The following is a 24985-nucleotide window of genomic DNA, read 5'->3' on the forward strand; positions in this document are numbered from 1 at the left end:
GCCGCGAGCAAGGGGATGTGACGTAAAAGCGAAGGATCAGTCTGAGGCGCGCGAGGACCAGGCGGCGTGGGCGACATTGGTCAGCCGGGCGAGCTCCTCGGCGATGGCGTCGAGCTCCTCGGCCTCGACGCTGGTCGCCGCGAGCGTGGCGACGATTTCCACGCCATCCTCCCGCTCCATTTCCCGAATTTCGCGGGCCGGATATTTCGCCGCCTCCAGCCGCTCGTCGAGCAACTCTCGCAGCGCGTCGCGGCTCTGCTCGTCGGTCGTCACGCGCATCTCGAAGATCGACTCGGTGCGGCTTTCGTCGATGGGCGCGCGCTCGATGAGATTGACGAGCGGCCGCAGGAAGGTGTTGCCGGCCAGCACGAATCCGCACAGCAGCGCCGCCTCGGCCGGATGGTCGGCCCCGGCGAAGGCGCCCGTCACCGCCGAGCACCAGACCGTCGCCGCCGTATTGAGGCCGCGGATGTTCATCCCCTCTTTCAGGATCACGCCCGCGCCCAGGAAGCCGACGCCCGAGGCGACATAGGCGAGCACCTGGGTCGCGCCCTGATTGCCCATGAGCCGCATGCCCAGATCGACGAAGGCCGAGGCGCCCAAAGCCACGAGGGCGTTGGTGCGCAGCCCGGCGTTGCGCTGGCGATATTGCCGCTCCGCGCCGATCAGCGTGCCCAGAAGCAGCGCGACGAGGAGCGAGACGAAGGTGTTGACGAATTCGACGCCATTGAAGCTGAAGATGCCGGCCATAGGCTCACATTTCTTAATTTAATAGGGACGGCCGTCCTTGTGGAAGAATCGCCAGCGCCCGTCCCGATCGAGGCGCGCCGCGAGGTCGTCCTCGGGATAGTCCGCGCGATCCCCTGCGGTTCGGTCGCCGATTTCGAGATAGACCGCATCTATGTCAGTTCGGTTGACAAGATGATGGGCAAGGCCGCCGGCCGGGAAGCCGGCGCACATGCCGGGATGAAGCGCTGTCTCGCCCGATTCGGTGACCAGCGTCGGCGCGCCTTCCAGAACATAAATGAACTCGTCCTGCCGGCTGTGCCGGTGCATCAGCGCCGAATGCGCGCCTGGCGCGAGCCGCGTGAGATTCACGCCGAAATTGCTCAATCCGAAGAGATCGCCGAGCACGCGCTTCTCGCGCCCGGCCATTCGCGCGGCGAAAGGCTCGGGGTAGATGGAGGGGCGACTGCGCGGGGCGACCGCTGCCGCCTCGACCACGGCCGGAAGCTTTTTCTCATCGTCGGCCACCCGGTCTCCCCCTTCCCGTGATTCCTCCAATTTGACAGGCGCCGCTCATTCTGCCCATCTTCGCGCCCCGTGCGCCAGAGCGGCGCCTTGTGGGATCGCGCTGAAATGAACGTCGTCATCGTCGAGTCGCCGGCCAAAGCCAAGACCATCAATAAATATCTGGGCCGCGATTTCCACGTCATCGCCAGCATGGGCCATGTCCGCGACCTGCCCGCCAAGGACGGCTCGGTCGACCCCGAGGCCGATTTCGCCATGGTCTGGGAGATGGACGCCAAGGGCTCGAAGCGCGTCACCGAGATCGCCCAGGCGGTGAAAGACGCCGACAAGGTCATCCTCGCGACCGACCCGGATCGCGAAGGCGAGGCCATCTCCTGGCATCTGATCGAGATCCTGAACAAGAAGAAGGCGCTCAAGGACAAGAAGATCGAGCGCGTCGTCTTCAACGCCATCACCAAGGACGCGGTGCGCGACGCCATGGCGCATCCGCGCCAGATCGACCAGGCGCTGGTCGACGCCTATCTCGCCCGCCGCGCGCTCGACTATCTCGTCGGCTTTACCCTCTCGCCGGTGCTGTGGCGGAAGCTCCCCGGCGCGCGTTCCGCAGGCCGCGTGCAATCGGTGGCGCTGCGCCTCGTCTGCGACCGCGAGCTGGAGATCGAGAAATTCATCTCGCAGGAATATTGGTCGCTCGTCGCGCATCTGAAAACCAAGGCGGGCGAGCCCTTCACGGCGCGGCTCGTCGGCGCGGACGGCAAGAAGATCACGCGCCTCGACATCGGCAAGGGCGAGGAGGCCGAGGACTTCAAGAAGGCCCTGCTCGCGGCGAATTTCACCGTGCGCTCGGTCGAGGCGAAGCCGGTCAAGCGCCACCCTTACGCGCCCTTCACCACCTCGACGCTGCAGCAGGAGGCCTCACGCAAGCTCGGCCTCGCGCCGGCGATCACCATGCGCATCGCGCAGCGGCTCTATGAGGGCGTCGACGTCGGCGGCGAGACCGTCGGCCTCATTACTTATATGCGAACCGACGGCGTCGACATGGCGCCCGAGGCCGTGGCGAGCGTGCGCAAGGTCATCGCCAAGGAATATGGCGACCGCTTCGTGCCCAACGCCCCGCGCAAATATACGGCCAAGGCGAAGAACGCGCAGGAAGCCCACGAGGCCATCCGCCCGACCGACGCCTCGCGCCTGCCCAAGCATGTCGCCAAACATCTCGAGCCCGACCAAGCCAAGCTCTATGAGCTGATCTGGACCCGCACCATCGCGAGCCAGATGGAGTCCGCCGAGCTGGAGCGCACAACGGTGGATATCGACGCGAAAGCCGGCGCCCGCACGCTGGACTTGCGCGCGACGGGTCAGGTGGTGCGCTTCCCGGGCTTCCTGGAGCTGTATCAGGAAGGCCGCGACGACGACGGCGACGAAGAAGGCGGCCGCCTGCCGGCGATGAAGCAAGGCGAGCCGGTGACGCGCGAGAAGATCGACGCGACCCAGCATTTCACCGAGCCGCCGCCGCGCTACACGGAAGCGACGCTCGTGAAACGCATGGAGGAGCTCGGCATCGGACGCCCTTCGACCTATGCCTCGACGCTCGCGACACTACGCGACCGCGACTATGTGCGGCTCGATAAAAAGCGTCTGGTGCCGGAGGACAAGGGCCGCCTGGTCGTGGCCTTTCTGGAAAGCTTCTTCTCGCGTTACGTGGAGTTCGACTTCACGGCGTCGCTCGAAGAAAAGCTCGATCTCGTCTCCAATAATGAGATCGACTGGAAGCAGGTGCTGCGCGATTTCTGGCGCGACTTCTCGGCGGCCGTGAACGAGACGAAGGATCTGCGCACGACGCAGGTGCTCGACAGCCTCAACGAGCTTCTCGGGCCGCATATCTTCCCGGCCAAGGAAGACGGCTCCGATCCGCGCCTCTGCCCTGCCTGCAGCGCCGGGCAATTGTCGCTCAAGGTCGGCAAATTCGGCGCCTTCATCGGCTGCTCGAACTATCCCGAATGCCGCTACACGCGCACGCTCTCGCCGCCGACCGGCGACGCCGCGGCGGACGGCCGCCCCGGCGTGAAGGTGCTGGGCCAGGACCCCGAGACCGGCGCCGAGATCACGCTACGCGACGGCCGCTTCGGCGCCTATGTGCAGGAGGGCGAGCAGGAGGACGGCGGCGAGAAGCCCAAGCGCGCTTCCCTGCCCAAAAACATCAAGCCCGACGATCTCACTTTGCAGCAGGCGCTGGCTTTGCTTTCGCTGCCGCGCGAGGTCGCCAAACATCCGACGACAGGCGAGCCGATCATCGCCAATATCGGCCGCTTCGGGCCCTATGTTCAGCACGGCAAGACCTACGCCAATGTCGGCCGCGACGACGATGTGCTGACGATCGGCGCCAATCGCGCCATCGACCTCATCGTGCAGAAGGAATCCGGCGGCGGCGGCTCGCGCTTCTCGCGCGCCTCGGAGCCCGGCCGCACGCTCGGCGACCACCCCGAAGGCGGCGCCGTGACGGTGAAGTCCGGCCGCTTCGGTCCCTATGTGAATTGGAAGAAGGTCAACGCCACCCTCCCCAAGGGCGTCGACCCGGCGAGCGTGACGTTGGCGCAGGCGCTGGAGATGATCGCTGCAAAATCGGCGGGCGGCGGGGGCGGCTCGGCCGGCGGGCGCGCGCTCGGCGAACATCCGGACGGTGGAACCATCACCGTGCGCGCCGGGCGTTTCGGGCCTTACGTCAATCTCGGCAAGGTGAACGCCACTCTGCCAAAGAGCATGTCCGCCGAGGACGTGACGCTCGAGGACGCGATCAAGCTCATCGAGGAAAAGGGCGGCGCGCCGAAGAAGAAAGCCCCGGCCAAGAAGGCGCCCGCCAAGACGAAGAAGGCCATCGAGGACAGCGACGAGGCGCCCTTCGACGACGCCAAGCCCGTGAAGAAAACGGCGGCGAAAAAGGCGCCGGCAAAGAAGCCCGCGACGAAGAAACGAGAGACAGCTTAGGCTCGTCCGTCATTCCCGACGGGCCACAGCCCCGATCGGGAATTCAGAGCCGCAATAGCCAACTTTGCTCTGGATTCCCGATCGCTCGCTCACGCGAGCGTCGGGAATGACAAGCCCATTGCGATGATTTCCCGTTCAGTAATCCCCGCTGCCGACCAGCGGATGGATTCCGCTGGACGCGCTGCTCTTTTGGCGGCGCGGCGGCGCGCGCGTCTTCTTCGCGACCGGTGTGATCGCCTCCGCCTTCGACATCTCTAGGGATTTTGAACCGATCGTCGGCAGGGCGAACGCCGCAGGCGCGCCGATCGTGCAAATGAGAACAGCGGCAAGGATATAACGCATTTAAGTCACTCCTTCGGGCTCTCTGGCGGCTTGGATGCTAACACAGTTTGCCGAAGTGTCGCCCTAAGGCGCCCACAAAGGCAGGCGAAGCGAAAATTCGCTCCCACGGCCGAGCCCTTCGCTCCTTGCCTGCAATGTCCCGCCATGCATTTCGATGATGCGCCGCGACAGGTTCAAGCCAATGCCGAGACCGCCGCTATAGCCCTCGATTTGCTCGAACATCATGAAGATCGACTCCAGCCTCTCCGCCGGAATCCCGACCCCATTGTCGCGCACTCTCACAACTGCTTCCCTGCCCGCCCACGTCGCCGCGACGTCGATTTCTCCGTTGGAGGACGTATATTTCGCCGCATTGTCGATCAGATTGGCGATGGCCTGAACCAAACGCACCGGATCGCCGCGCACATGCAGAGATTCCGACGGAAGAGATAACGCCAGCGTGTGATTTCTCGACGTCAAAGCGAATTCACAGGCCTCGATCGACCGATTTACCACCCCGGTGAGATCGATCACCTCCATCTTGACTTCGATCTTGCCGGTCGCGATCCGTCCCATATCCAAGAGATCGTCGACGAGGCGAACCATGTGCGAGAGCTGCCGTTCGATGATCGGCTGCAATACCGGCATCGCTTCGTCGCCGATCCTGGCCATCGCATGAAAGCCATGGTGGATCGCTGCGAGCGGATTGCGCAGCTCATGCGCAAGCGTTGCGATAAACTCGTCCTTGCGCCTCGCGCACTCGCGCAGCGCCTGTTCCATATGCGACCGGGCGACCGCTATCGATACGAAATGGCTCAGGGTTTCCATCAGCATTATCTCGGAATCGTCGAACGACTGACGCGTCTGCGATCCGAAGGAGAGCGTGCCGATGATCCGGCCGTAGCTTGTGAGCGGGAAGCAGCAATAGCCGGTAAGGCCGTAGGCGCTGGCCAGCGACTCGCGCAAAGCGCGCGCGGGGCACGAATTTTGACATTCGCAGTCGCGGATCGCGCAGCCGCGCAGGGCTATATTATAGTCGAGGGTCTCGAATTTGCGCGCTTCCTCTTCGGGGAGCCCGGCGAAGGCGTTCAGCCGCAGCCCATGCGTATGCTCGTCGAAAAGGAAGTTGAAGAAAAACTGACAATCGAGGTCGGTCATCGCTGCTCTGCAAATATCCGCGATAACGTCTTTTGGATTGTCTACTTGCAGGAGCTGGCCTGCGGCATGAGACAGAAACGCGTTGCGGCGCGCGCCCGCTCGCAGGGTGTCGTCAGACTCGCAGCCATTGCCCACCAAGGCATCGAACACTTGCTGCCCCATCGATATTACCTTCAACGCACGCGCTTAGATCGATAGGGCAGCCTATCGATCGTTCCTTGAGTCCGCCATTTCAAGAAATTTAACCTAGGCGGCGCCCGCCTTTTAGCTTGGAGGATCACTTAGGACATTGCGCGCTTATCGAGCAATACGTAAAATTACCTAAACTTTTCCGTTGTTTCACTCAACGCAACATGGCCAGATTCTACTTTGACGTGCAACGGGAAACCGCGTCGGCGCATGCCCGGCGAATTTCAACCACGATGGCGCGCCGGCGTATTTGCCAATATTATGAAGAGGCATTGCATTGTCGCGCGCTGCCCTTATCTTGAGCCATATCTTGACAACTAAGAAAACACCCCAACAACCCTCCCGCGAGGACATCCTCGCCTTCCTTCAGCGCGAACGCGAAGCCACGGGCGCCCGCAAGATCGGCGTGCGCGAGATCGCCCGCGCCTTCGGCGTCAAGGGCGAGGACCGCGTCGCCTTGAAGCGCATGATTGCGACGCTTGCCGACGAGGGCGCGATCGAGAAACGTGGTCGCCGCGTCAACAAAAAGGGCGCCCTGCCGCCCGTCGTGCTGGTCGACATTACCGGTCGGGACCGTGACGGCGAGCTAATCGCAACGCCCGTTGAGTGGGACGAAGACGAGCTCGGCCCCGCCCCGCGCATCCTCATCCGCTCCGGACGCGGCGTCGCCTTCGGCAAAAAGCTTTCCGGCGAGCCCGTGGGCGGCGTCGGCGACCGCGCGCTGGTGCGGGCCGAGCCGGACCACGACGCCGAAGCCGGCGAGCCGCCCTATACCGGCCGCGTCGTCAAACTCCTCTCTCGCGCGCGCAACCGCGTGCTGGGCGTGTTGAAGATCGAGCCCAACGGCAATGGCCGCATTCTGCCAATCGACAAGAAACAGGCGGGCCGCGGCGAGCTTTCGGTCGCGTCGGCCGACATCGGCGAAGGCAAGGACGGCGATCTCGTCTCAGTCGATGTCGCCGGCAAGACGCGTTTCGGCGCGCCGCGCGCCCGCGTGCGCGAGACGCTTGGGTCAGTCACGAGCGAAAAGGCCGTGAGCCTCATCGCGCTGCGCGCCCATGACATTCCCGACGTCTTCCGCCCGGAAGCCATCTCGGAAGCCGAACGCGCCAAGCCCGCGACCATGCATGGCCGCGAAGATTGGCGCGACCTGGCGCTCGTCACCATCGATCCGCCGGACGCGAAAGACCATGACGACGCCGTGCACGCCGCGCCGGATTTGGCGCCCGATAATGACGGCGGATTCATCCTCACAGTCGCCATCGCGGACGTGGCGCATTATGTGAAGCCGCATTCGCCCTTGGACAAAGACGCGGTGGAGCGCGGCAACTCGGTCTATTTCCCCGACCGCGTCGTGCCCATGCTGCCCGAGCGCATCTCCAACGATCTCTGCTCGCTGCGCGAGAACGAGGACCGGCCCGCCATGGCCGTGCGCATGCGCGTGACAAGCAAAGGCAGGAAGATCGGCCACAGCTTCCATCGCGTCATGATGCGCTCGCGCGCGAAGCTCTCCTACCAACAGGCGCAGGCGGCGATCGACGGCGCGCCCGACCAGAAGACGAAGCCGCTTCTCGAAAATGTGCTGCGGCCGCTCTACGCCGCGCATGAAGCGCTGCAACATGCGCGCAATCTACGCGCGCCGCTCGATCTCGATCTCCCCGAGCGCAAGATCTTGTTGAAGCCCGACGGCGGCTTCGATCGCGTCGTCATTCCGCCGCGCCTCGACGCGCATCGGCTGATCGAGGAGTTCATGATCCTCGCCAATGTCGCCGCCGCCGAGACATTGGAGGAGCATCGCCAGCAGCTCATCTATCGCGCCCATGACGAGCCCTCGAAAGAGAAAGTGACGGCGCTGGGCGAGTTCCTCGCCACCATCGGCGTGAAGCTCGCCAAGGGACAGGTGCTCAAGCCCGAGCATTTCAACGTGATCCTGGCGCGCGTGAAGGGGCTGGAGCACGAGAACATCGTTAATGAGATCATTCTGCGCACACAGGCGCAGGCCGAATATACGCACGAAAACTATGGTCACTTCGGCCTGAACTTGCGCCGCTACGCGCATTTCACCTCGCCCATCCGGCGCTATGCCGATCTCATCGTGCATCGCGCGCTCGTCCGCGCTTTGAAACTCGGCGACGGCGCGCTGCCGGAAATGCCCGTGGGAGAGCTCGCGGAAATCGCCGCGCGCATTTCGGCGGCCGAGCGTCGCGCCATGGCGGCGGAGCGCGAAACAGTGGACCGGCTGATCGCGCATTATCTTGCGGATCAACTCGGCGCGCGTTTCGGCGCGCGCATTTCGGGCGTCACCAAATCGGGGCTGTTCGTGCGGCTGATCGAAACGGGCGCCGATGGCTTCGTGCCGGCCGCGACGCTCGGGCGCGAATATTATTCCTATGATGAAGCGAGCCATTCGCTCACCTCGCGCTCAGGGATGAGCTATCGGCTCGCGGACATTATCGAAGTGCGGCTCGTCGAGGCCGCGCCCATCGCCGGCGCGCTGCGCTTCGAGGTGGTGGGCGGCGGCGAGCGGCGAACGCCGCCGCGCAATCCCAAATCCTTCAAGCCCGGCCCGCGCGGCGGCCGCTCGAAACGGTGAGCCGGGCGTAAGCGGCCTTTGTCATTCCCGACGCTCACGAAGCGAGCGATCGGGAATCCAGAGCAACTATTGCTATTTTGGCTCTGGATCCCCGGTCGGGCTTTCAGCCCGCCGGAAATGACATGCGACAATGCGAGCTGTTCAACGGTATGTCGCCCGCCCGCGGCTGCCTCATTTAACGAGCCTCGTCACGGCGCTCGACTGAAGAATCGACGTAAAGGCCGATTGAATCGACGACACGCTGGACGCCGAGATAAAGAGGTTTCCGGCGCAGCTCTGCAAATAGGGCGCGATATCGTCGCGACGCGTCGCCCCAATCGTCCCTGGCTGGCCGAGAGTCGCATTGTAGCCCCAGTCCCAGCTCATCGGAAGATAGGGCGTGTTGATGATGCCGACCTGCACATTATTGGCCTTCAGCGTATCGCAGAAGCTCACGTCGAAGCTTTTCACCTGCGATTGAAGCCAAGTCTGGTAGGTCCATTGGCGGCCGGGATCCTCGACCCCGTCGGTGGCGATGATGAGCAGTTTTTTCGGGTTGGTCGAGGTCGAGCCGTCGCCGCCCTTCCCGATCGCCGTGACGACCGACGAAATATTCTCGTTGAACCATGTCGCGCCATTCGTGTCGTTGCTGTCGATCGCAGGGGCCGGATAGTTGCTCATGATTTGCGACCAGTTGCTCGACAACGGACTTACGACCGTGAGCGACTGGTCGAACGTATAGAGAGCCATTTTGAACTTGGAGCCGGCGGGATCGAGCCCCTTCATGTAGTTCACGAGTTGCGACACGCCGGATTGGACGACCTGATAGCGCGTCGTGACATTATTGAGTGTCGCCCATTGATACGCGTCGCCGAAGTAAGAGCCGTTCCAGACGGTATTTGATCCGTCATGACAGGCGAAGACGCAGCCGAACTTGGAGCTGAGCGTGTTCATGTCCGCCTGAGTGGCGCCGATCAACATCGAACCGGAGATGTCGACCATCACATAGACATTCACATAGGAGGAGGCGCTCACCGCTCCGGCTTTCAGCGCGATTTGCACGAATGGCAGACGCGCGAGCTGCAATATGTACGTCGGCGCCTGAAGAGTGACCGAGGGATTGAAAGCGGCGGTGGTGGAGGTGACGTTTGCCCCCGTATTCAAGCTGACGACGCTGACATTGCGGCTGGCGATGCCGGCGCCAAGATAGGTCCTGAGGGTATTCTCTCCCGCTGTCGTGGCCGCGGCGACCGTTCCCCCGGAGCGCAATACGGCCGCTGCGGCGTTCGAAGCCGCGAGCGCCGCCTCGTCCAGCGCCGCCTGGCCATAGGACCGCGCCCTGGCGATGTTGTAAAAGTCGATTGCGCCGCCGACTGCCAGCATGAGGCAGAGGAAGACGACGCCGAATATAATAGCAACGGAGCCGTCACGGTCAGAGGCCAGGCGCTTGAGATCAGGGAGCGGGAGCTTTACTCGCGACCAGGACGTCATTTTATTCCCTCAGCCAACGGCCCGCGCTGCATCCCCGCATCTGGATGCTAGGCGAGGGGTGAGACGACCGCCGCTGCAGCGATCGTTTTCGCCCGCTAATAGCCTCGGCCGGAGGGGCGAAGGCTCAGCCGTCAGGACCCGACTTAAGCCTAGAGTCCCTAACAATTTTTTGTCTGAAATTGCCTAAATTTCAGCCGATCGCGGGCAACGTTTGGCGCGAGACGACCGTCATGGCGGGGCTTGTCCTCGGCGCCCTCGCTGGATAGGCCGGCTCAAAACTGAAATTTAAGCCCGACCCCGCCGCCTATGGGTTGCTTCAAGTTCGGATCGTCGATGATATTCTGGCCTGGGCCTTTTAAGAACAGCTTCGGCGTCGTGGCGTTGTCGCCTGCTCGCCCGCCGCCATAGCCTTTGACCCGCGTCGGCGAAGCATTGAGATCGCTGGCGCCTAAACAGATCGGATCGTCCTTCTGTTGTCCGCCGCGTGGACAAGGCGGTGCAGCCTCTTTGGGTTTGGTTTTCTTCGGCTTACCGACGGGCTGCATCGATGGTTGTGCGGCCGGCGCCAGGCCTTCCTCCGAAGCGGCGGCGCAGGACGTCGCAATCGTCAAACAGGACAGAAAGATCGCGAGTTTCGAAATCATAACGGCGCTCCTAAAATAGTGGGCGCATTCCGGGGTTATCTTGATTGGCCAAATTAGTCGAAGACGCTTCCTCGAGCGGCGTGGCGAGCGTCAGCTTGCCCGAATCCCACAGGGAAAGAAAGTGTCGGGTCGCCTGTTCTGCAACGCGCGGAACAACTACCGGGCGGCCTCGCTCAACCGCGCCGCATAGCGCGCCATCAAATCGACTTCGATATTCAAGGCATCCCCTGCCCCGCGCGTCCCGAAAGCCGTGACGGCGAGCGTATGCGGGATGAGCAAAATGGAGAAACGGTCGCCTTCGACCTCATTCACCGTCAGCGACACGCCGTCGAGTGCGACGGAGCCCTTTTGCGCGACGAAGCGCGACAGCGCGTGCGGCGTCTCGATCCAGAAGCGCGCCATACCGTCGAAGTCGTCCCGCGAGACAATGCGCGCGACGCCGTCGACATGGCCGGTGACGATATGGCCTCCGAGCTCGTCGCCGATCTTCAGCGCGCGTTCGAGATTGACGCGCGTTCCCGCTTTCCAGCTCCCCACGGTCGTTTTCGCCAGCGTCTCGGCGGCGGCGTCGACGTCGAAAACCGTGCGCGAGCCTTCTTGCGCCACAGCCACCACGGTCAGGCAGACTCCGGAATTGGCGATGGAGGCGCCGAGCGCGATCGTCTCAGCGTCATAGGCGCAGGCGATGCGCAGCCGCCTGAGATCGCCGCGCGGCTCGACCGAGATGACCTCGCCAACATCCGTGACAATGCCTGTAAACATCAGTCCATCCTCGCATAGCGCGTCATCTGGTCCGCGCCGAGCATGCGGTTTTCGATCATGCGGTAGCGGCTTTCCAGCGCCGCGCGCGCGGCCGGGGTGAGCGCCGGCCGGCCAGGACGTCCCAACGGCTTGAAGCCGGTGTGGATGATGACCTCGTCGGCAAGCCCCGCCGCCAGCAGGCTCTCCGCCACAAGCGGCCCGCCTTCGCTGAAGACGCGCGTGATCCCGCGATCCGCCAGCAAGCGCAGGGCCGCGAGCAGATCCAGCCGGCCGTCGATCGTCGGAATGCGCGCCACATCCGCGCCCGTGGCTTCCATGAAGGCGCGCGTCGCCTCTTCGCTCACATTCTCGCCGGCAATCACGAGCACAGGCGTCTCCCGCGCGGTCGCGGCGAGACGCGACCGCGGCGAGAGCGTCAATCTTCGGTCCAGCACCACGCGCAGCCGCTTGGCGCCGTCGAGGCCCGGCAGCCGCACGGTCATCAGCGGATCGTCCTCGCGCGCCGTGCCGGAGCCGACCATGATGGCGTCATGGAGCGAGCGCTGCACATGGGTGAAGGCGTCGGCGATGGGGCCGGTGATATGCAGGCGCGGGTCATGCGCGGCGCCGGCGGCGTAGCCGTCCGCCGTCTGCGCGAGTTTCAGCGTCACCGTCGGCCGATGCTTGGTGACGCGCAGTATATGGCCGAGATGGTCGCAGCGCGCGGCCGCCTTCTCAGGGCCGACAACGACCTCGATCCCCGCCTCGCGCAGCAGCGCATGCCCCCTACCCGCGACGCGCGGGTCCGGGTCTTCGATCGCCGTCACGACACGGGCGATCCCCGAAGCGATGATGGCGTCGACGCAGGGCGGCGTACGGCCGTGATGCGAACAGGGCTCCAGCGTGACATAGAGCGTCGCCCCGCGCGCTTCGGCGCCGGCGGCGGCGAGCGCGATGGTCTCGGCGTGCGGGCGCCCGCAGTCCGCCGTATAGCCCCGCGCGATGATCACGCCGTCCTTGACCACCAAGGCGCCGACGGCCGGATTGGGGGCCGTGCGGCCCATATTGCGGCGCCCGAGCGCCAGCGCCGCCGCCATATAGGCGCCATCGGTCGGGGCGAGCAGGATCTTTTCGTGGAGGCTCATTCGTCTTCGGCCGCGTCGGCCGTTTCGGCCCCGCTTTCCAATTCGTCGATCAGGGCGTTGAAATCGCGCGCCTCGCGGAAGTCGCGGTAAACGGAGGCAAAGCGCACATAAGCCACGGCGTCGAGCGAGCGCAAGCCTTCGATGATGAGCTCGCCGATGCGCTGGCTGTCGATCTCCGCCTCGCCGAGGCTCTCGAGCTGGCGGACGACGCCGGAAATCATCTGCTCGACGCGCTCGGGCTCCACGGGGCGTTTGCGCAGCGCGATCTCGACCGAGCGGGTGAGCTTGTCGCGATCGAAAGGCGCGCGCTTGCCGGATTTCTTGACGACGATGATCTCGCGCAGCTGCACGCGCTCGAAAGTGGTGAAACGTCCGCCGCAGGTCGGGCACACGCGCCGACGCCGGATGCAGGCGGAATCCTCAGCCGGGCGCGAATCCTTCACCTGGGTGTCGAAGGAGCCGCAATAGGGACAGCGCATCTTATGCCCTCGACAAGGCCCGGTTGGGTGGTCATCACCCGGCTTTTCTAACCGTCATTGCGAGGAGCAAAGCGACGAAGCAATCCAGAGCCGTGACCGCTGCCCTGGATTGCTTCGCTTCGCTCGCCATGACGAAAAAGCGCAGGGACGCAGATGAGAATCACCGCACCCCGCGCCTTTGGCGCCCCTCCCCCTAAGGGGAGGGTGTAAGCATCGCCCGATTAGCCGTAGATCGGGAACTTGGCGGTCAGCGCGTGAACCTTTTCCTTCACCGCCGCTTCCGTCGCCGCATTGCCCTCTTCGCCCTTCGACGACAGGCCGTCCAGAACCTCGACGATCAGGCCGCCAACTTCCTTGAACTCGGCCACGCCGAAGCCGCGCGAGGTCGCCGCCGGCGAGCCGAGACGGATGCCGGAGGTGACGAAGGGCTTCTCCGGGTCGAAGGGGATGCCGTTCTTGTTGCAGGTGATGTGGGCGCGGCCGAGCGCCGCTTCCGCCGCCTTGCCGGTGATCTTTTTCGGGCGCAGGTCGACCAGCATCAGATGGTTGTCGGTGCCGCCCGAGACAATGGCGAGGCCGGCGTCGACGAGCGTCTTGGCCAGAACCTGCGCGTTGTCCTTGACCTGCTGCTGATAGGCCTTGAACTCCGGCTTCAGCGCCTCGCCGAAGGCCACCGCCTTGCCGGCGATGACATGCATCAGCGGGCCGCCCTGCAGGCCGGGGAACACGGCCGAATTGATCTTCTTGGCGATGTCCTCGTCGTTCGTCAGCACCATGCCGCCGCGGGGGCCGCGCAGCGTCTTATGCGTCGTGGTGGTGACGACATGGGCGTGCGGGAACGGCGAGGGATGCAGGCCCGCCGCGACGAGGCCGGCGAAGTGGGCCATGTCGACCATGAAGTAAGCGCCGACCTCGTCGGCGATCTTGCGGAACGCCTCGAAGTCCCAAATGCGCGAATAGCCCGAGCCGCCGGCGATGATGAGCTTCGGCTTATGCTCGCGGGCGAGCGCGGCGACCTGCTCCATGTCGATGCGCTGGTCGTCCTTGCGCACGGTGTAGGGGATCGGCTTGAACCACTTGCCCGAGAGGTTCACGGGCGAGCCGTGGGTCAGATGGCCGCCGGCGGCTAGGTCGAGGCCCATGAAGGCGTCGCCCGGCTGCGCCAGCGCGAGGAAGACCGACTGGTTGGCCTGCGAGCCGGAGTTCGGCTGCACATTGGCGAAACCGCAGCCGAAGAGCTGCTTGGCGCGCTCGATCGCCAGATTCTCGGCGATGTCCACATACTGGCAGCCGCCGTAATAGCGCTTGCCCGGATAGCCTTCGGCATATTTGTTGGTGAGAACCGAGCCCTGGGCCTCCATCACCGCCTTGGAGACGATGTTCTCCGACGCGATGAGCTCGATCTCGTGGCGCTGACGGCCGAGCTCGAGCTCGATCGCCTTGGCGAGCTCCGGATCGGACTGCGCAAGGGAGGTGGTGAAGAAACCGGACTGGCTCATTGAATGTCCTCTAGCCTAAGGGGCGCGAGAGTAAGCGAAAAAACCGGCCTCCCCGTCTCGAGCGGCGAACCCGGCCCTCCATATCGCGCATGGTTGAGGCGTTCGCCTTATCACGGCCCGGGCGGGACGGGAAGAGCGGGGGTGGACGGCTGAGAAGCGTTGGGCGCGAGGAAATTCCTCTCCGCGCGCCAGATTTTCTTTGCCGGACTTAATCCGTATATCAAAGAAAGAGGTGAGCAATGCCCCGCGAGCATGTCGAAAATGGCCGAGTTGAACTGCGGCTGAAGCCCGAGGACAAGGCCGTGCTGGCGCGCGCCGCCGCCCTTGAACGGCTCGACTTGACCGGCTTCATCCTTCGCGCCGCGCTGCCGCGCGCGCAAGATGTGATCGCACAAGCCGAGCGACTGCAGCGGTCGGAACGCGACTCGTTGCGCGTGCTCGATCTTTTGGAAAACCCGCCGGAACCGACCGCACGTCTGATGCGTGGCAAAGGCCGGTTTTGCGCTTGAATGACGGCGCTGATTTGGGAGGAAAGTCCCCTCGCCAAAAACCATAACCGCAATGCATTTGACTGCGGCGAAATCGAACTCAACGCATACCTGAAAAGACGCGCGCCAGAAACAAGCAAACTGATAGCTACTCGCGACCATTGCTTTTAACGCGACGCTCACCGGCGAGACCGCGCCAGTCATCGCCCTTAATTTATCCCCACCCTCCAAACCTCCCCTATACTCCGCCTTGCCTCGCCAACTTGCAGGGGCGTCGTCAGGGTCGGCGGCGCCGGCGGGGTCGGTTAAGCGCGGGACGCGACCCTCGTTCCGCGCGGGAGTCCGGCGCCGCCCGCCGGGTCTCTCCTTCGTGGGGAGATTGCGTGGCGCAAGTCACGCAAAGGCTGGGCATAGTTTTCGCGCCCGCGACACGCGGCCGATTACCGAAAGGGAAAGCGCCGGCGGGCCGGAGGCGGCGCATGTTGACCCCTTGCGACGCGCTCGAAGGCTGATCGAGCCTTCGGGAAAGAAGCAGCCGCCGTCTGGCGGCTGCGCCGGACGAAGGAACCGCCACAGGATGGCGCTACTTCGGCCCGGAAAGGTGCGCGCGAATAAAGACCGCAGCCGGGACGCTCTGGTTCCGATGCGCTTATTTTCTCACGCTACCGGCCGAACGGGGCGGGGGCGTCCCGGCTTCCTGGATCAACCTGCGTCGGGAATCGGCGGCGGGAATTGTGGCGCTGGATCGCCCCCTCCCCGACCCTCCCCCGCTTCGCGGGAGAGGGAGCGGGTTGTCGCCTTCACGGAGAATGCCGATCGCGAGCGTCCCCTCTCCCGCTTGCGGGGGAGGGACAGGGAGGGGGTCGTTTCAGTAATGAGTCTGACGTCGTTAATTCACCAACACTCCAGCGCCGCATTTCACGCCGCTAACCCAAGTATCCGCCTGGCCAAGTCCGACGCCGAGTGTCTGGAGCAGTTGCGACAGCGTCTGATCGATGGGCGTTGTGGCGCTCGCCAGCGTCGTCGCCACGGTCTGGTCCAGGCCCGGGGGGACCAGCAGGCTGAGCCCCAAGGCCGTTACGGTCAACTGCAAATCGCCGAACAGATTGTAGAGGAGCGAAGAAATGAAGTCCGTCGTCGAGGTCGTCTTCTTCGTCGCCTGCAAAATGTCGGAGTAGGAAAAGGAAACCGGCGTGGGCTGCAGATTTGTGATCGTCGCATGGGCGAGACCAGTCACCTTGGCGATATTCGCCAAATTGAGCAGCGTCGCCGCGCCAGGATTGGGCGCGCTGGTGAAATTGCTGAACTGGGCGCCCGAGACATTCCCGATCCAGGCGTCCACGACCGCCGGCGTAACGCCCAATGTGACCGAAGCGCTTGTCGGGTCTCCAGAGCCGCATTGGACGCTGGAAAGCTGCGCGGTTCCCGAGGCGAGCTCGACATAGAGAGGCGCATGGACTGTTGTCGACAGGCCCGGAACAGTGAGTTCGAGCGTCAGCAGAAGACGCGTCTGCGCCGTGTGAACCGACGCGCCCGCGGCGCCGACCGCGACCCAGCTTGTCCCGACCGGCCGCTCGCCGATGGCGAGCTGCAGGGACGCCGAAGCGACGCCGGGAAGACCGAGGTTGAGGCTCAGCTGGATCTGATGCTGTCCATTGGCGATCTGGGCGATGGCGGAAACGAGGTCGAGGGCCGAGACGCTGACGGAAATCGGCGCGGGGGAGCCGACCGTCATCGAACCATAAGGGCCGTAAGAGAGCAGCTGACTGATCGGCGCCACTGCATTCGGCGCGATAGCGACAATCTGCGACAGCGCGGCGATCGCATTCGATCCGATCGCCGAATTGGCCTTGGCGGCGTCGAGCGTTGCGCCCAGAAGATCGCTCGCCTTGAAGCTTCCCGCCACAAGTTGGTCATAGGTGACGGCGGTCAGGCTCGCCCGTGTCGCAAGCGCATTGGAAAAAGTGAAGAGGTCGATGTTGGCGCTTGCGAGCGCTTGATAGTCCATAAGGGAGAGGGACAGATTGCCGCCGAGCAGCGCGCCGAGCAGAGCATTTTCGATACCGCCGTTCAGACCGAGAAGCCGCGATCCTATGGCGAAGGAGGCCAGCGCGTTCTGCGCGGCCGTGGCCTGAGCGGAAATCGTCACGCCCTGCTGCGACGCCCCGCCTGCAGCCGCGCCGCAAGGAGAAGCATTGGCGCAAGGATCAGAAATAGCGGCGGCCGTCGCGGGCGGCATGATCGTGAAAATGGCGCTGAAAATACGCGGCGCCGTGATTTGCGTCCTGAGCCGCACGCCATTCGCCGTCGCGAGCGGCTGCAACGTAAAGCGCTTGTCTGCAGGCAGGGAGGGGTCCGCGACATAGGCTCCGGTTTCCAGCGTCTGCAAAGCGTCGGCCGAAAATCCATTGAGCGCCAGCGTTGCGACGGCCGCGTCTCTCGCCTTTGCGAGATTGCCCGCCGCCGCCACGGCGGCGAGATCCGTCGCCGCCTGGAGGCGTCGCTTTTGATAGAAAAAACTGCCGAGATCGACCGCCAATGCGGCGACGCCGACGATGACCAACATGGCCAGGGCCGTCAATAAGGCGACGGAGCCCTTCCTGTCGGAAAGGAAGCGCCTGCTGCTGGGCGAGTTAGCCATGCGCCTTCCTCCCATCGTTCAGAACCCGCCGTTCTGGACCGCTGCGGAGCGGGCGATGGTCGGCGACGCCGAGGCAAGAACATTGTAGAGCTTGAATGCAGGGGAAGCCGACATGTCGTAGGTGAGCGTCACCTGAAATGTCCCGCCCTGCGAATTGGTCGCGACCGAAAGCTTTTGCGGATCGAGCATCCCATAGACGCCGACGTTTTTCGTTACATAGCTCTTTGCCAATTGGTCGCGCTCCGCCGCGCTGAGCCCGCTGACTGAGGCGCGCGCCGACTCCGCGGCGAGCTGCTGCACAGAATTGTAGACGCTGAATACCAGGCCAAAGCATATGATTCCGCATAGGATCAAGAATAGGACTGGAGCAATAAAGGCGAACTCTACCGCCACGACTCCCGAGCGGTTTTCAAGGAACCGCCGATCCAGCCGTTTAGCCATTGAACTTATTCCCGAATTTTTGCCTTGCCATCGTCGATCAAAGGTGGCGGCAAATTCCTAAGAAATGGATTATTCGGAAAAGCTTATTTCGAGATATCCTCGCAAAAAGAACTACTGCAACTAAAGCTGAAACATAGCCATTAGGGTAGCGCGGTTGCTCGAGAGTTGAACGCAACCTTAGACTAGATTTCCTCACAACCGCGGGAACAGAAGAATGCGCGCGTTATTCCGACTTGCCCTCCTCCTTCTGCTGACCTTCGCCCTTCCCGCGCGCGCCGCCTCATGCGGCGACTCGGCCGCCGGCTTCGAGGCTTGGCTTGACGACTTCAAGCAAGAGGCGACTGCGAAGGGGATTTCGCAAAAGACGCTCGACTCGGCGCTCGCCGACGTCGCCTATGATCGCGCCATCATCTCCCGCGACCGTAGCGGGCAGAAGGTCTTCAAGCTCAGCTTCGACAAATTTGCCGCCCGGCTGATCACGCCATCTCGGCTTGCGCGCGGTCGCAATCTGCTCGAGCGCCATGCCGATCTCTTGCGCCGGATCGAAGCCCGCTACGGCGTGCCCGGTCCTGTGCTGATTTCGATCTGGGGTCTGGAGACGGGCTTCGGCGACAGGAACGGTAATTTCAAAACCCTGCAGGCGCTTGCGACGCTCGCCTATGACTGCCGCCGCTCGGCGCAATTCACGCAGGAACTGAACGACGCCCTCAGGATCGTCCAATCGGGCGACATGTCGCCTGCTAGGATGCGCGGCGATTGGGCGGGCGAGATCGGGCAGACGCAATTCATGCCCTCCTCCTATCTTAAATACGCCGTCGATTTCGACGGCGATGGCAGACGCGATCTCATTCTCTCAAACGCCGACACCCTCGCGTCGACCGCGAATTTCCTGCGCGGCAGCGGCTGGCAGGCCGGCGCCGGCTGGGCCGAAGGCGAGCCCAACTTCCCCGTCTTTCTCGAATGGAACCAGTCGCGGGTCTATGCGCGAACGCTTGCCCTTTTCGCCACGAAGCTTGCAGGCGAGCGATAAGGCGTAGGATTACACTACGCTCTTCTGATAGTCCTTCACATCGGAGAACTTGATCGCCGGATTGCGCTCCGCGTCGTAATTGAGCTGAAACGCCGAGGTGCTCATGAACACCGGCGCGCCGTCGAGATCGTCGGCGATGCTGGAGCCATTCGAGTCGATGAAGCTTTTGAGCTTCGCGGGCTCGTCGGAAGTGATCCAGCGGCAGATGGTGAAGCGCGAGGTTTCGTAGCGCGTCGTCAGTCCATATTCGGCGCCGAGCCGCGTCGCCAGCACGTCGAGCTGCAGTGCGCCGACGACGCCGACGATGGAGCCGGCGCCGTCATGCGGCGTGAAGACCTGCACCACGCCCTCCTCCGCCAATTGCTGCAAGGCTTCGCGCAGCTTCTTGGCCTTCATGGCATCGGAGATGAGAATGCGGCGCAGAATTTCCGGCGCGAAGCTCGGCACGCCGCGGAAGACGATATCCTCGCCTTCGGTCAGCGTATCGCCGATGCGCAATTGACCATGGTTCGGCAGGCCGACGACATCGCCTGCATAAGCTTCGTCGGCGATCGAACGGTCGCGCGCAAAGAAGAACTGCGGCGCGTTGATCGGGATGTTCTTGCCGGTGCGGATGAGCTTCGCTTTCATGCCGCGCGTGAGTTTGCCGGAGCAGACGCGCATGAAGGCGATGCGGTCGCGGTGGTTGGGATCCATATTCGCCTGGATCTTGAAGACGAAGCCGGTCATCTTTGGCTCATTCGCCTGCACCACGCGCTTGTCGGCCTCCTGCGCGCGCGGGCTCGGCGCATATTCGGCCATGGCGTCGATGAGATCGCGCACGCCGAAATTGCGCAGCGCGCTGCCGAAGAAGACGGGCGTGAGATGCCCCTCGCGAAAGGCCGCGAGATCGAAAGGTTTCGACCCCTCCTCCGCGAGCATCGCCTCCTCCCGCCAGGCGTCGGCGGCGTTGGGCAGGAGCGTATCGAAGATCGGATCGTCGAGGCCGTTCGTTTGCAGCAGGTCGGCGTCCTTGTCGATCTGGCGCACCGTTTTGGTCGCGAAACGATAGGTGCCCGCGAAATTCTTGCCGCCGCCGATGGGCCAGGTGATCGGCGTCGTATCGAGCGCCAGCGTCTTCTCGATCTCGTCGAGCAGCTCGAAAGGATCGCGGCCCTCGCGGTCGAGCTTGTTGACGAAGGTGACGATGGGGATGTCGCGCAGGCGACAGACTTCGAACAGCTTGCGCGTGCGCGCCTCGATGCCCTTGGCCGCGTCGATGACCATCACCGCCGCATCGACGGCCGAGAGCGTGCGATAGGTGTCTTCCGAGAAGTCCTCGTGGCCGGGCGTGTCGAGCAGATTGAAGACGCAATCGGCATATTCGAAGGTCATCACCGAGGTCACGACCGAAATGCCGCGCTCGCGCTCGATGCTCATCCAGTCCGAGCGCGTCTGCTGGGCGTTACGCTTGGCCTTCACCGCGCCGGCAAGCTGAATGGCGCCGCCGAAGAGCAGGAGCTTTTCGGTAAGCGTGGTTTTGCCGGCGTCGGGGTGCGAGATGATCGCGAAAGTGCGTCGCCGCGAAACGGGGTCGCGGGTGGTGGCGGTGGTCAAGCGTGGCTCGTTTCTAGAGGAACTGGTTTGGAGATGGGATTAACGGCAAGCGGCCTGCCTCGCAATCCCGAAGAGGCGCAGGTCAATCAGGCGAACAGCGATCCAGCGTCATTAGCCGCAGATACCTCCCCTTTACGGGGAGGTCGGCGGCCCCAGGCCGCCGGGTGGGGTCCGTGCAGGAGCGGCAGGGTTGGGGCTTTACCCCACCCGACCCCGCTTCGCGGGGCCACCCTCCCCGTAAAGGGGAGGGATTGGCTCACGCCCAGCGGGGCGCTCCCTGATAGGAGGCGCATGCCGGCTCGGCGCGGTCTCCTCACTCTTCGCGATAATCCAGACCGAGAAAGTCGCGACTCATAATTTTTCAGCCATTTGAGCCTCGCATAAAGCGCGCCTGACAGCTGGTCGATCGTAAAAAAACTCCTGCTCTTACGCGAAATCCCCCCCGAGCGCCTCGCGCGTCGCCTCCGACATCACCGCCATATGGCTGTAGTTCGGATGCGAGAGCCCCAGGATCGCCCGTGCATTCAGCTGCCGGAAGGCCTCGACCTGCGCGTCCGTGAAGAGAAAATGCACGAATTGCACGCTGCTCGCCTTGCCGTCGGCCGTGGTGCGGTCCTGGTCGGTCTCGGCCTTGCCGATCACGCGCTCGGAGCCGATCTCGATAAAGGCGGCGTCCTCGACGCCGCCTAGCCCGGCCAGCACGCGGGCGCGGCGCAGCGGATCGTCGATCTCGATCATAAAGGTCGCGACAAGTTCGCGCCCCTTCGGGATGAGCGGGTTATAGGCGGCGAGTTCTTCGGGGATCTGCGCGTCGCCGCCGCGCTCGATGTGCAGCATCTCCTGCACTTGCAGCCACATCGTGTCGAAGCTCTCGAAATAGAAGGTCACGAAAGGCCCGACCTCGACGCGGCGGTTGCGCTTGATCGCCGTGATGCGCTTGCGGTGCTCCGCTCGCGTCTTGGCGTATTCCGCCCAGGGGAGAATGTCGGCTCGGGTGATTTCGGTTTTGCTTGACATGAGACTCTCTCGAACCCTCACCCTGGGTAAATAGCTAATCTGTCGTCGTTGACCCCAAATACTTCCCCTTTACGGGGAGGTCGGTCGCCGAAGGCGGCCAGGTGGGGTTCGCGCCGCAACGGTAGCGGTGGGGCTTTACCCCGCCCGACCCGGCTTCGCGGGGCCACCCTCCCCGTAAAGGGGAGGGATGAGTCGCCCGACGCCGCCCTATTCGCTCGCGACGCCGTAAGCGCGCGCCATCAGCACGATCGGGTGGCTCACCCGCTCGTGCTTCGGCTTGTCGCCGGCGAGCGTCTCGATCCCCTGCTCGATGTGAATGCCCGCGAGCGGGCACTCCGACACCACATGCTTCTTGCCGGCGGTATCGAGCTGGCGCATGGCCGGCTTGCCGACCTTCATCGCGGTTTCGAAATTGCCCTTCTTATAGCCCCAGGCGCCGCCATGGCCCGAGCAGCGCTCGACAACTGCGACGTCGGCCTGAGGAATGAGCCTCAGTAGCTCCGCGCCCTTCTGGCCGAAGTTCTGCGCGCGAGAGTGGCAGGACATATGGAAGGCGACGCCGCCGTCGACGGGCGCCATGCCTTCGGCAAGCCCCTCTTTCTTGGCGATGTCGACGATATATTCGGACAGGTCGAAGGTCGCCTCGGCGAGGCGCTTCACGCTTGCGTCATTCGGCAGAATAAGCGGCCATTCGAATTTCAGCATCAGCGCGCAGGACGGCACCGGCGCGACAATGTCGTAGCCTTCGTCGATATAGGGCGCCAGCGCCGCCGCGACCTTGCGCGCCCCATCGGCGACCTCGTCGAGCAGCCCCTGCTCCAGCTTCGGCATGCCGCAGCAGCCCGGATAGGCCACCTTGGTCTCGACGCCATTTTTCGCGAGCACCGCAATCGCCGCTACGCCGATCGAGGTGTCGTTGTAATCGCCATAGCAGGTTGCGTAGAGAGCGACCTTGCGGGCTTTGGCGGGCGCCGCCTCGTCGCGGGCGGGCGGATTGGCCTTGGCGCGCGCCTCTAGCGTCTGGCTGGCGTATTTCGGCAGCTCGGCCTTCGTGTCTATGTCCGCAAATTTTTCTTCGAGCGCGCGCAACGGGCTGCCGCGGCGCGTCGCCCAATTGACGGCGCCCGAAATCAGAGTCGCCCATTTGCCGTTGCGGTCGGTCTCCGTCAGCGCGCGATCGGCGGCGCCGACGCCATTCTTTTTCGCCTCGACCGCGCGGTAACGCAGCAGCAGATGCGGGAAGTCGAGATTGAACTCGTGCGGCGGAACATAGGGGCACTTCGTGAGGAAGCACATGTCGCAGAGCGTGCAGGCGTCCACGACCTTCTTGAAGTCTTTGCTGTCGACCGTATCGAGCTCGCCGCTTGCCGATTCGTCGACAAGATCGAAGAGCCTCGGAAAACTGTCGCAGAGATTGAAGCAGCGGCGGCAGCCATGGCAAATGTCGAAGATGCGGCGCATTTCCGCGTCGAGCTTCGCCTCGTCATAGAAATCGGGATTTTCCCAATCCAGCGGGAGTCTGGTTGGCGCCTCGAGACTGCCTTCTCTCATGATCGTCCTGCTTCAAGCCGCGCTTTGGCCTCTCCCCATAAAAACGGGGAGAGGCTGGTCGTCAGGGGCCAGCGAGAGGAACTGGGGCTAGCCCGGCCCCTCACCCCCGCCGCACAGCGTCTTTCAACGCCTTATCGCGCGACGGGGGAATTCCGAAAAACTTACTTCAGCTCGTCGAGCGCCTTCTGGAAGCGGCCAGCGTGGGAGCGCTCGGCCTTGGCGAGCGTCTCGAACCAGTCGGCGATTTCCTCGAAGCCCTCTTCGCGAGCCGAGCGGGCCATGCCCGGATACATGTCGGTGTATTCGTGGGTCTCGCCGGCGACGGCGGCCTTGAGGTTGTCGGCGGTCTTGCCGATCGGGAGGCCGGTGGCCGGATCGCCGACGACCTCGAGGAATTCGAGGTGGCCGTGGGCGTGGCCGGTCTCGCCTTCCGCGGTGGAGCGGAACACGGTGGCGACGTCGTTGTAGCCTTCGACGTCGGCCTTTTGAGCGAAATAGAGATAGCGGCGGTTCGCCTGCGATTCGCCGGCGAAGGCGGCCTTCAGGTTCTCTTCGGTCTTGCTGCCCTTGAGCGTTGCCATTTATTGCCTCCAAGGAGAAATTTCGTAACGGAGCCTCTAGGGCTCCGTGACGCATTATTAGAATAATTCAAAACTGAGCGGCAGTCCAACTGAAATATGATCGAGCGCGCCGCCTTTCCGCCCGTTCTTGCACACGCCTATTTGATCCCCACTACCATGGAGTCCGGCCCGACGAGATGCTCGACGCGGGTCTCGCTGAAGCCCGCGTCCTTCATCCAGCCCTGGCAGTCGGCGCCGGTATAATCGAAGCCGCCCTGGGTTTCGATCAGCATGTTGAGGCTCATCAGCAGGCCGAAAGCGTTCTGGCGGCGGTCGTCGTCGATGAGCGCCTCATAGACGATGAGCGCGCCGCCGGCGGGCAAGGCCTCATGAGCCTTCTTCACGAGGAGGCGTTTCTGCTCGAGATCCCAATCGTGCAGGATGTGTCCCATGATGATCACATCCGCTTGCGGCAGCGCGTCTATGAAAAAATCGCCCGCGTGGAACTGCAGCCGCTCCGACAGTCCGTTTGCGGCGACGAATTCGTCGAAGATCAGCCCGACGGGCGGCAGGTCGAAGCCCCCGCCGCTCAAATGCGGATGGGCGCGCGCGATGGTGACGGGAACCATCCCCTGGGCGACGCCCACATCGACGAAGCTCTTATAGTTCTTCCACGGAAATTTGCCGGCGATGGCGTTGGCGGCTCCGGCGCTCACCCCGCTCATCGCGGCGAGGAAGCCGCGCAGCCGCGCCGGATCGGCATAGAGCGCGGCGAAGAAGTCGCCCTCTTCCTTGTTCTCGCTCTGGCGTTGGCCGGTCTTCAGCGCCTCGGTGAGATGGCCCCAGCTTTCGTAAAGCCGGGTGTTGGCCATCTCCAAAAGCCCGCCGACATAGCTGGGCCGGGCGCGCACGAGGAAGAAATCGGCGTCGGGCGCATTGCGGTAGTTGCCGTCCTGACGCTCCAGCAGCTTCAGGGCGACCAGCGCGTCGAAGAAATCCCGCGCCGAGCGCTCATGGAGGCCGAGCCGCTGGCGTAGCGATTCGAGATCGGCGGGGCCTTCCGCCAGCGCGTCGAAGACGCCGAGCTCCACGGCCGAAAGCAGCGCTTTGGCGTTCCAGAAAGACATGCCGAGGACGAGGAGCTTTTCGGGCGAGGGCCGCACGGTCATGACAAACCTCTTCTCGAAAA

General features: G+C 63.7%; 21 protein-coding genes and 1 pseudogene. 4 read left to right on the forward strand and 18 right to left on the reverse strand.

What is annotated here, in order from left to right:
• Positions 1-36 precede the first annotated feature (36 nt).
• On the reverse strand, positions 37-750 hold the full coding sequence (locus tag OGR47_RS12105; RefSeq protein ID WP_165051683.1) for an MgtC/SapB family protein: 714 nt from the start codon (positions 748-750) through the stop codon (positions 37-39).
• Positions 751-768: 18 nt separating this feature from the next.
• Positions 769-1254 carry a cupin domain-containing protein gene (locus tag OGR47_RS12110; RefSeq protein ID WP_246729673.1) on the reverse strand — a complete coding sequence of 162 codons (486 nt, stop codon included), beginning with the start codon at positions 1252-1254 and terminating at the stop codon, positions 769-771.
• A 105-nt stretch (positions 1255-1359) separates the two neighbouring features.
• Between OGR47_RS12110 and topA the strand changes: the two genes are divergently transcribed.
• On the forward strand, positions 1360-4233 hold the full coding sequence (gene topA / locus OGR47_RS12115; protein WP_165051684.1) for a type I DNA topoisomerase: 2874 nt from the start codon (positions 1360-1362) through the stop codon (positions 4231-4233).
• Positions 4234-4368: 135 nt separating this feature from the next.
• Here the strand turns inward: topA and OGR47_RS12120 are convergent, their stop codons facing one another.
• Positions 4369-4575 carry a hypothetical protein gene (locus OGR47_RS12120; protein WP_165051687.1) on the reverse strand — a complete coding sequence of 69 codons (207 nt, stop codon included), beginning with the start codon at positions 4573-4575 and terminating at the stop codon, positions 4369-4371.
• A gap of 63 nt (positions 4576-4638) precedes the next feature.
• Positions 4639-5862: a GAF domain-containing sensor histidine kinase gene (locus OGR47_RS12125; RefSeq protein WP_165051689.1), complete on the reverse strand. Its 1224-nt coding sequence runs from the start codon at positions 5860-5862 to the stop codon at positions 4639-4641.
• A 349-nt stretch (positions 5863-6211) separates the two neighbouring features.
• Between OGR47_RS12125 and rnr the strand changes: the two genes are divergently transcribed.
• Complete coding sequence (gene rnr / locus OGR47_RS12130; protein WP_165051691.1) at positions 6212-8494, forward strand: ribonuclease R; 2283 nt, start codon at positions 6212-6214, stop codon at positions 8492-8494.
• Between the two features lie 171 nt (positions 8495-8665).
• Here rnr and OGR47_RS12135 read toward each other — a convergent pair whose 3' ends face one another.
• From OGR47_RS12135 to glyA, 6 genes are all read right to left on the reverse strand, one after another.
• Positions 8666-9964: a TadE/TadG family type IV pilus assembly protein gene (locus OGR47_RS12135; RefSeq protein WP_165051693.1), complete on the reverse strand. Its 1299-nt coding sequence runs from the start codon at positions 9962-9964 to the stop codon at positions 8666-8668.
• 272 nt (positions 9965-10236) lie between these two features.
• Positions 10237-10608 (reverse strand): hypothetical protein, encoded by a 372-nt coding sequence (locus OGR47_RS12140; protein ID WP_165051695.1) that lies wholly within the window; start codon positions 10606-10608, stop codon positions 10237-10239.
• Positions 10609-10764: 156 nt separating this feature from the next.
• On the reverse strand, positions 10765-11370 hold the full coding sequence (locus OGR47_RS12145; RefSeq protein ID WP_165051698.1) for a riboflavin synthase: 606 nt from the start codon (positions 11368-11370) through the stop codon (positions 10765-10767).
• Positions 11370-12494: a bifunctional diaminohydroxyphosphoribosylaminopyrimidine deaminase/5-amino-6-(5-phosphoribosylamino)uracil reductase RibD gene (gene ribD / locus OGR47_RS12150; protein WP_165051700.1), complete on the reverse strand. Its 1125-nt coding sequence runs from the start codon at positions 12492-12494 to the stop codon at positions 11370-11372. The genes OGR47_RS12145 and ribD overlap by 1 nt, the downstream gene beginning before the upstream one ends.
• Positions 12491-12973, reverse strand: coding sequence for a transcriptional regulator NrdR (nrdR, locus tag OGR47_RS12155; RefSeq protein WP_165051702.1), 483 nt, complete (start codon positions 12971-12973; stop codon positions 12491-12493). The genes ribD and nrdR overlap by 4 nt, the downstream gene beginning before the upstream one ends.
• A gap of 221 nt (positions 12974-13194) precedes the next feature.
• A complete protein-coding gene (gene glyA / locus OGR47_RS12160) occupies positions 13195-14472 on the reverse strand; it encodes a serine hydroxymethyltransferase (RefSeq protein ID WP_165051704.1) in 1278 nt (425 codons plus the stop codon).
• Positions 14473-14711: 239 nt separating this feature from the next.
• Between glyA and OGR47_RS12165 the strand changes: the two genes are divergently transcribed.
• Complete coding sequence (locus OGR47_RS12165; RefSeq protein ID WP_165051706.1) at positions 14712-14981, forward strand: DUF1778 domain-containing protein; 270 nt, start codon at positions 14712-14714, stop codon at positions 14979-14981.
• An 868-nt stretch (positions 14982-15849) separates the two neighbouring features.
• Here the strand turns inward: OGR47_RS12165 and OGR47_RS12170 are convergent.
• From OGR47_RS12170 to OGR47_RS21895, 3 genes and pseudogenes are all read right to left on the reverse strand, one after another.
• A complete protein-coding gene (locus tag OGR47_RS12170; protein WP_246729674.1) occupies positions 15850-17601 on the reverse strand; it encodes a pilus assembly protein TadG-related protein in 1752 nt (583 codons plus the stop codon).
• Between the two features lie 18 nt (positions 17602-17619).
• Positions 17620-17832 carry a hypothetical protein gene (locus tag OGR47_RS12175; RefSeq protein ID WP_246729675.1) on the reverse strand — a complete coding sequence of 71 codons (213 nt, stop codon included), beginning with the start codon at positions 17830-17832 and terminating at the stop codon, positions 17620-17622.
• A gap of 99 nt (positions 17833-17931) precedes the next feature.
• A pseudogene (locus OGR47_RS21895) lies at positions 17932-18042 on the reverse strand (TadE/TadG family type IV pilus assembly protein); the annotation flags it as partial.
• A 214-nt stretch (positions 18043-18256) separates the two neighbouring features.
• Here OGR47_RS21895 and OGR47_RS12180 point away from each other — a divergent pair.
• Positions 18257-19072: a lytic murein transglycosylase gene (locus OGR47_RS12180; RefSeq protein ID WP_165051713.1), complete on the forward strand. Its 816-nt coding sequence runs from the start codon at positions 18257-18259 to the stop codon at positions 19070-19072.
• Between the two features lie 9 nt (positions 19073-19081).
• On the opposite strand, the gene OGR47_RS12185 is transcribed toward OGR47_RS12180, so the two are convergent.
• The 5 genes from OGR47_RS12185 to OGR47_RS12205 all read right to left on the reverse strand — a co-directional run bounded on the left by OGR47_RS12185 (position 19082) and on the right by OGR47_RS12205 (position 24965).
• Positions 19082-20668: a peptide chain release factor 3 gene (locus OGR47_RS12185; protein WP_165051715.1), complete on the reverse strand. Its 1587-nt coding sequence runs from the start codon at positions 20666-20668 to the stop codon at positions 19082-19084.
• A gap of 426 nt (positions 20669-21094) precedes the next feature.
• Positions 21095-21685 carry a DUF3501 family protein gene (locus OGR47_RS12190; protein WP_165051717.1) on the reverse strand — a complete coding sequence of 197 codons (591 nt, stop codon included), beginning with the start codon at positions 21683-21685 and terminating at the stop codon, positions 21095-21097.
• Between the two features lie 207 nt (positions 21686-21892).
• Positions 21893-23236, reverse strand: a complete 1344-nt coding sequence (locus tag OGR47_RS12195) for a heterodisulfide reductase-related iron-sulfur binding cluster (RefSeq protein ID WP_165051719.1) — start codon at positions 23234-23236, stop codon at positions 21893-21895.
• Between the two features lie 161 nt (positions 23237-23397).
• The gene (locus OGR47_RS12200) at positions 23398-23817 is read right to left on the reverse strand and encodes a rubrerythrin family protein (protein WP_165051722.1); all 420 of its coding nucleotides are present in this window, start codon (positions 23815-23817) and stop codon (positions 23398-23400) included.
• Positions 23818-23954: 137 nt separating this feature from the next.
• Positions 23955-24965, reverse strand: a complete 1011-nt coding sequence (locus OGR47_RS12205; RefSeq protein WP_165051724.1) for a methyltransferase — start codon at positions 24963-24965, stop codon at positions 23955-23957.
• Positions 24966-24985: the final 20 nt, after the last annotated feature.

The organism is Methylocystis sp. MJC1, assembly GCF_026427715.1.
Taxonomy (GTDB): Bacteria; Pseudomonadota; Alphaproteobacteria; order Rhizobiales; family Beijerinckiaceae; genus Methylocystis.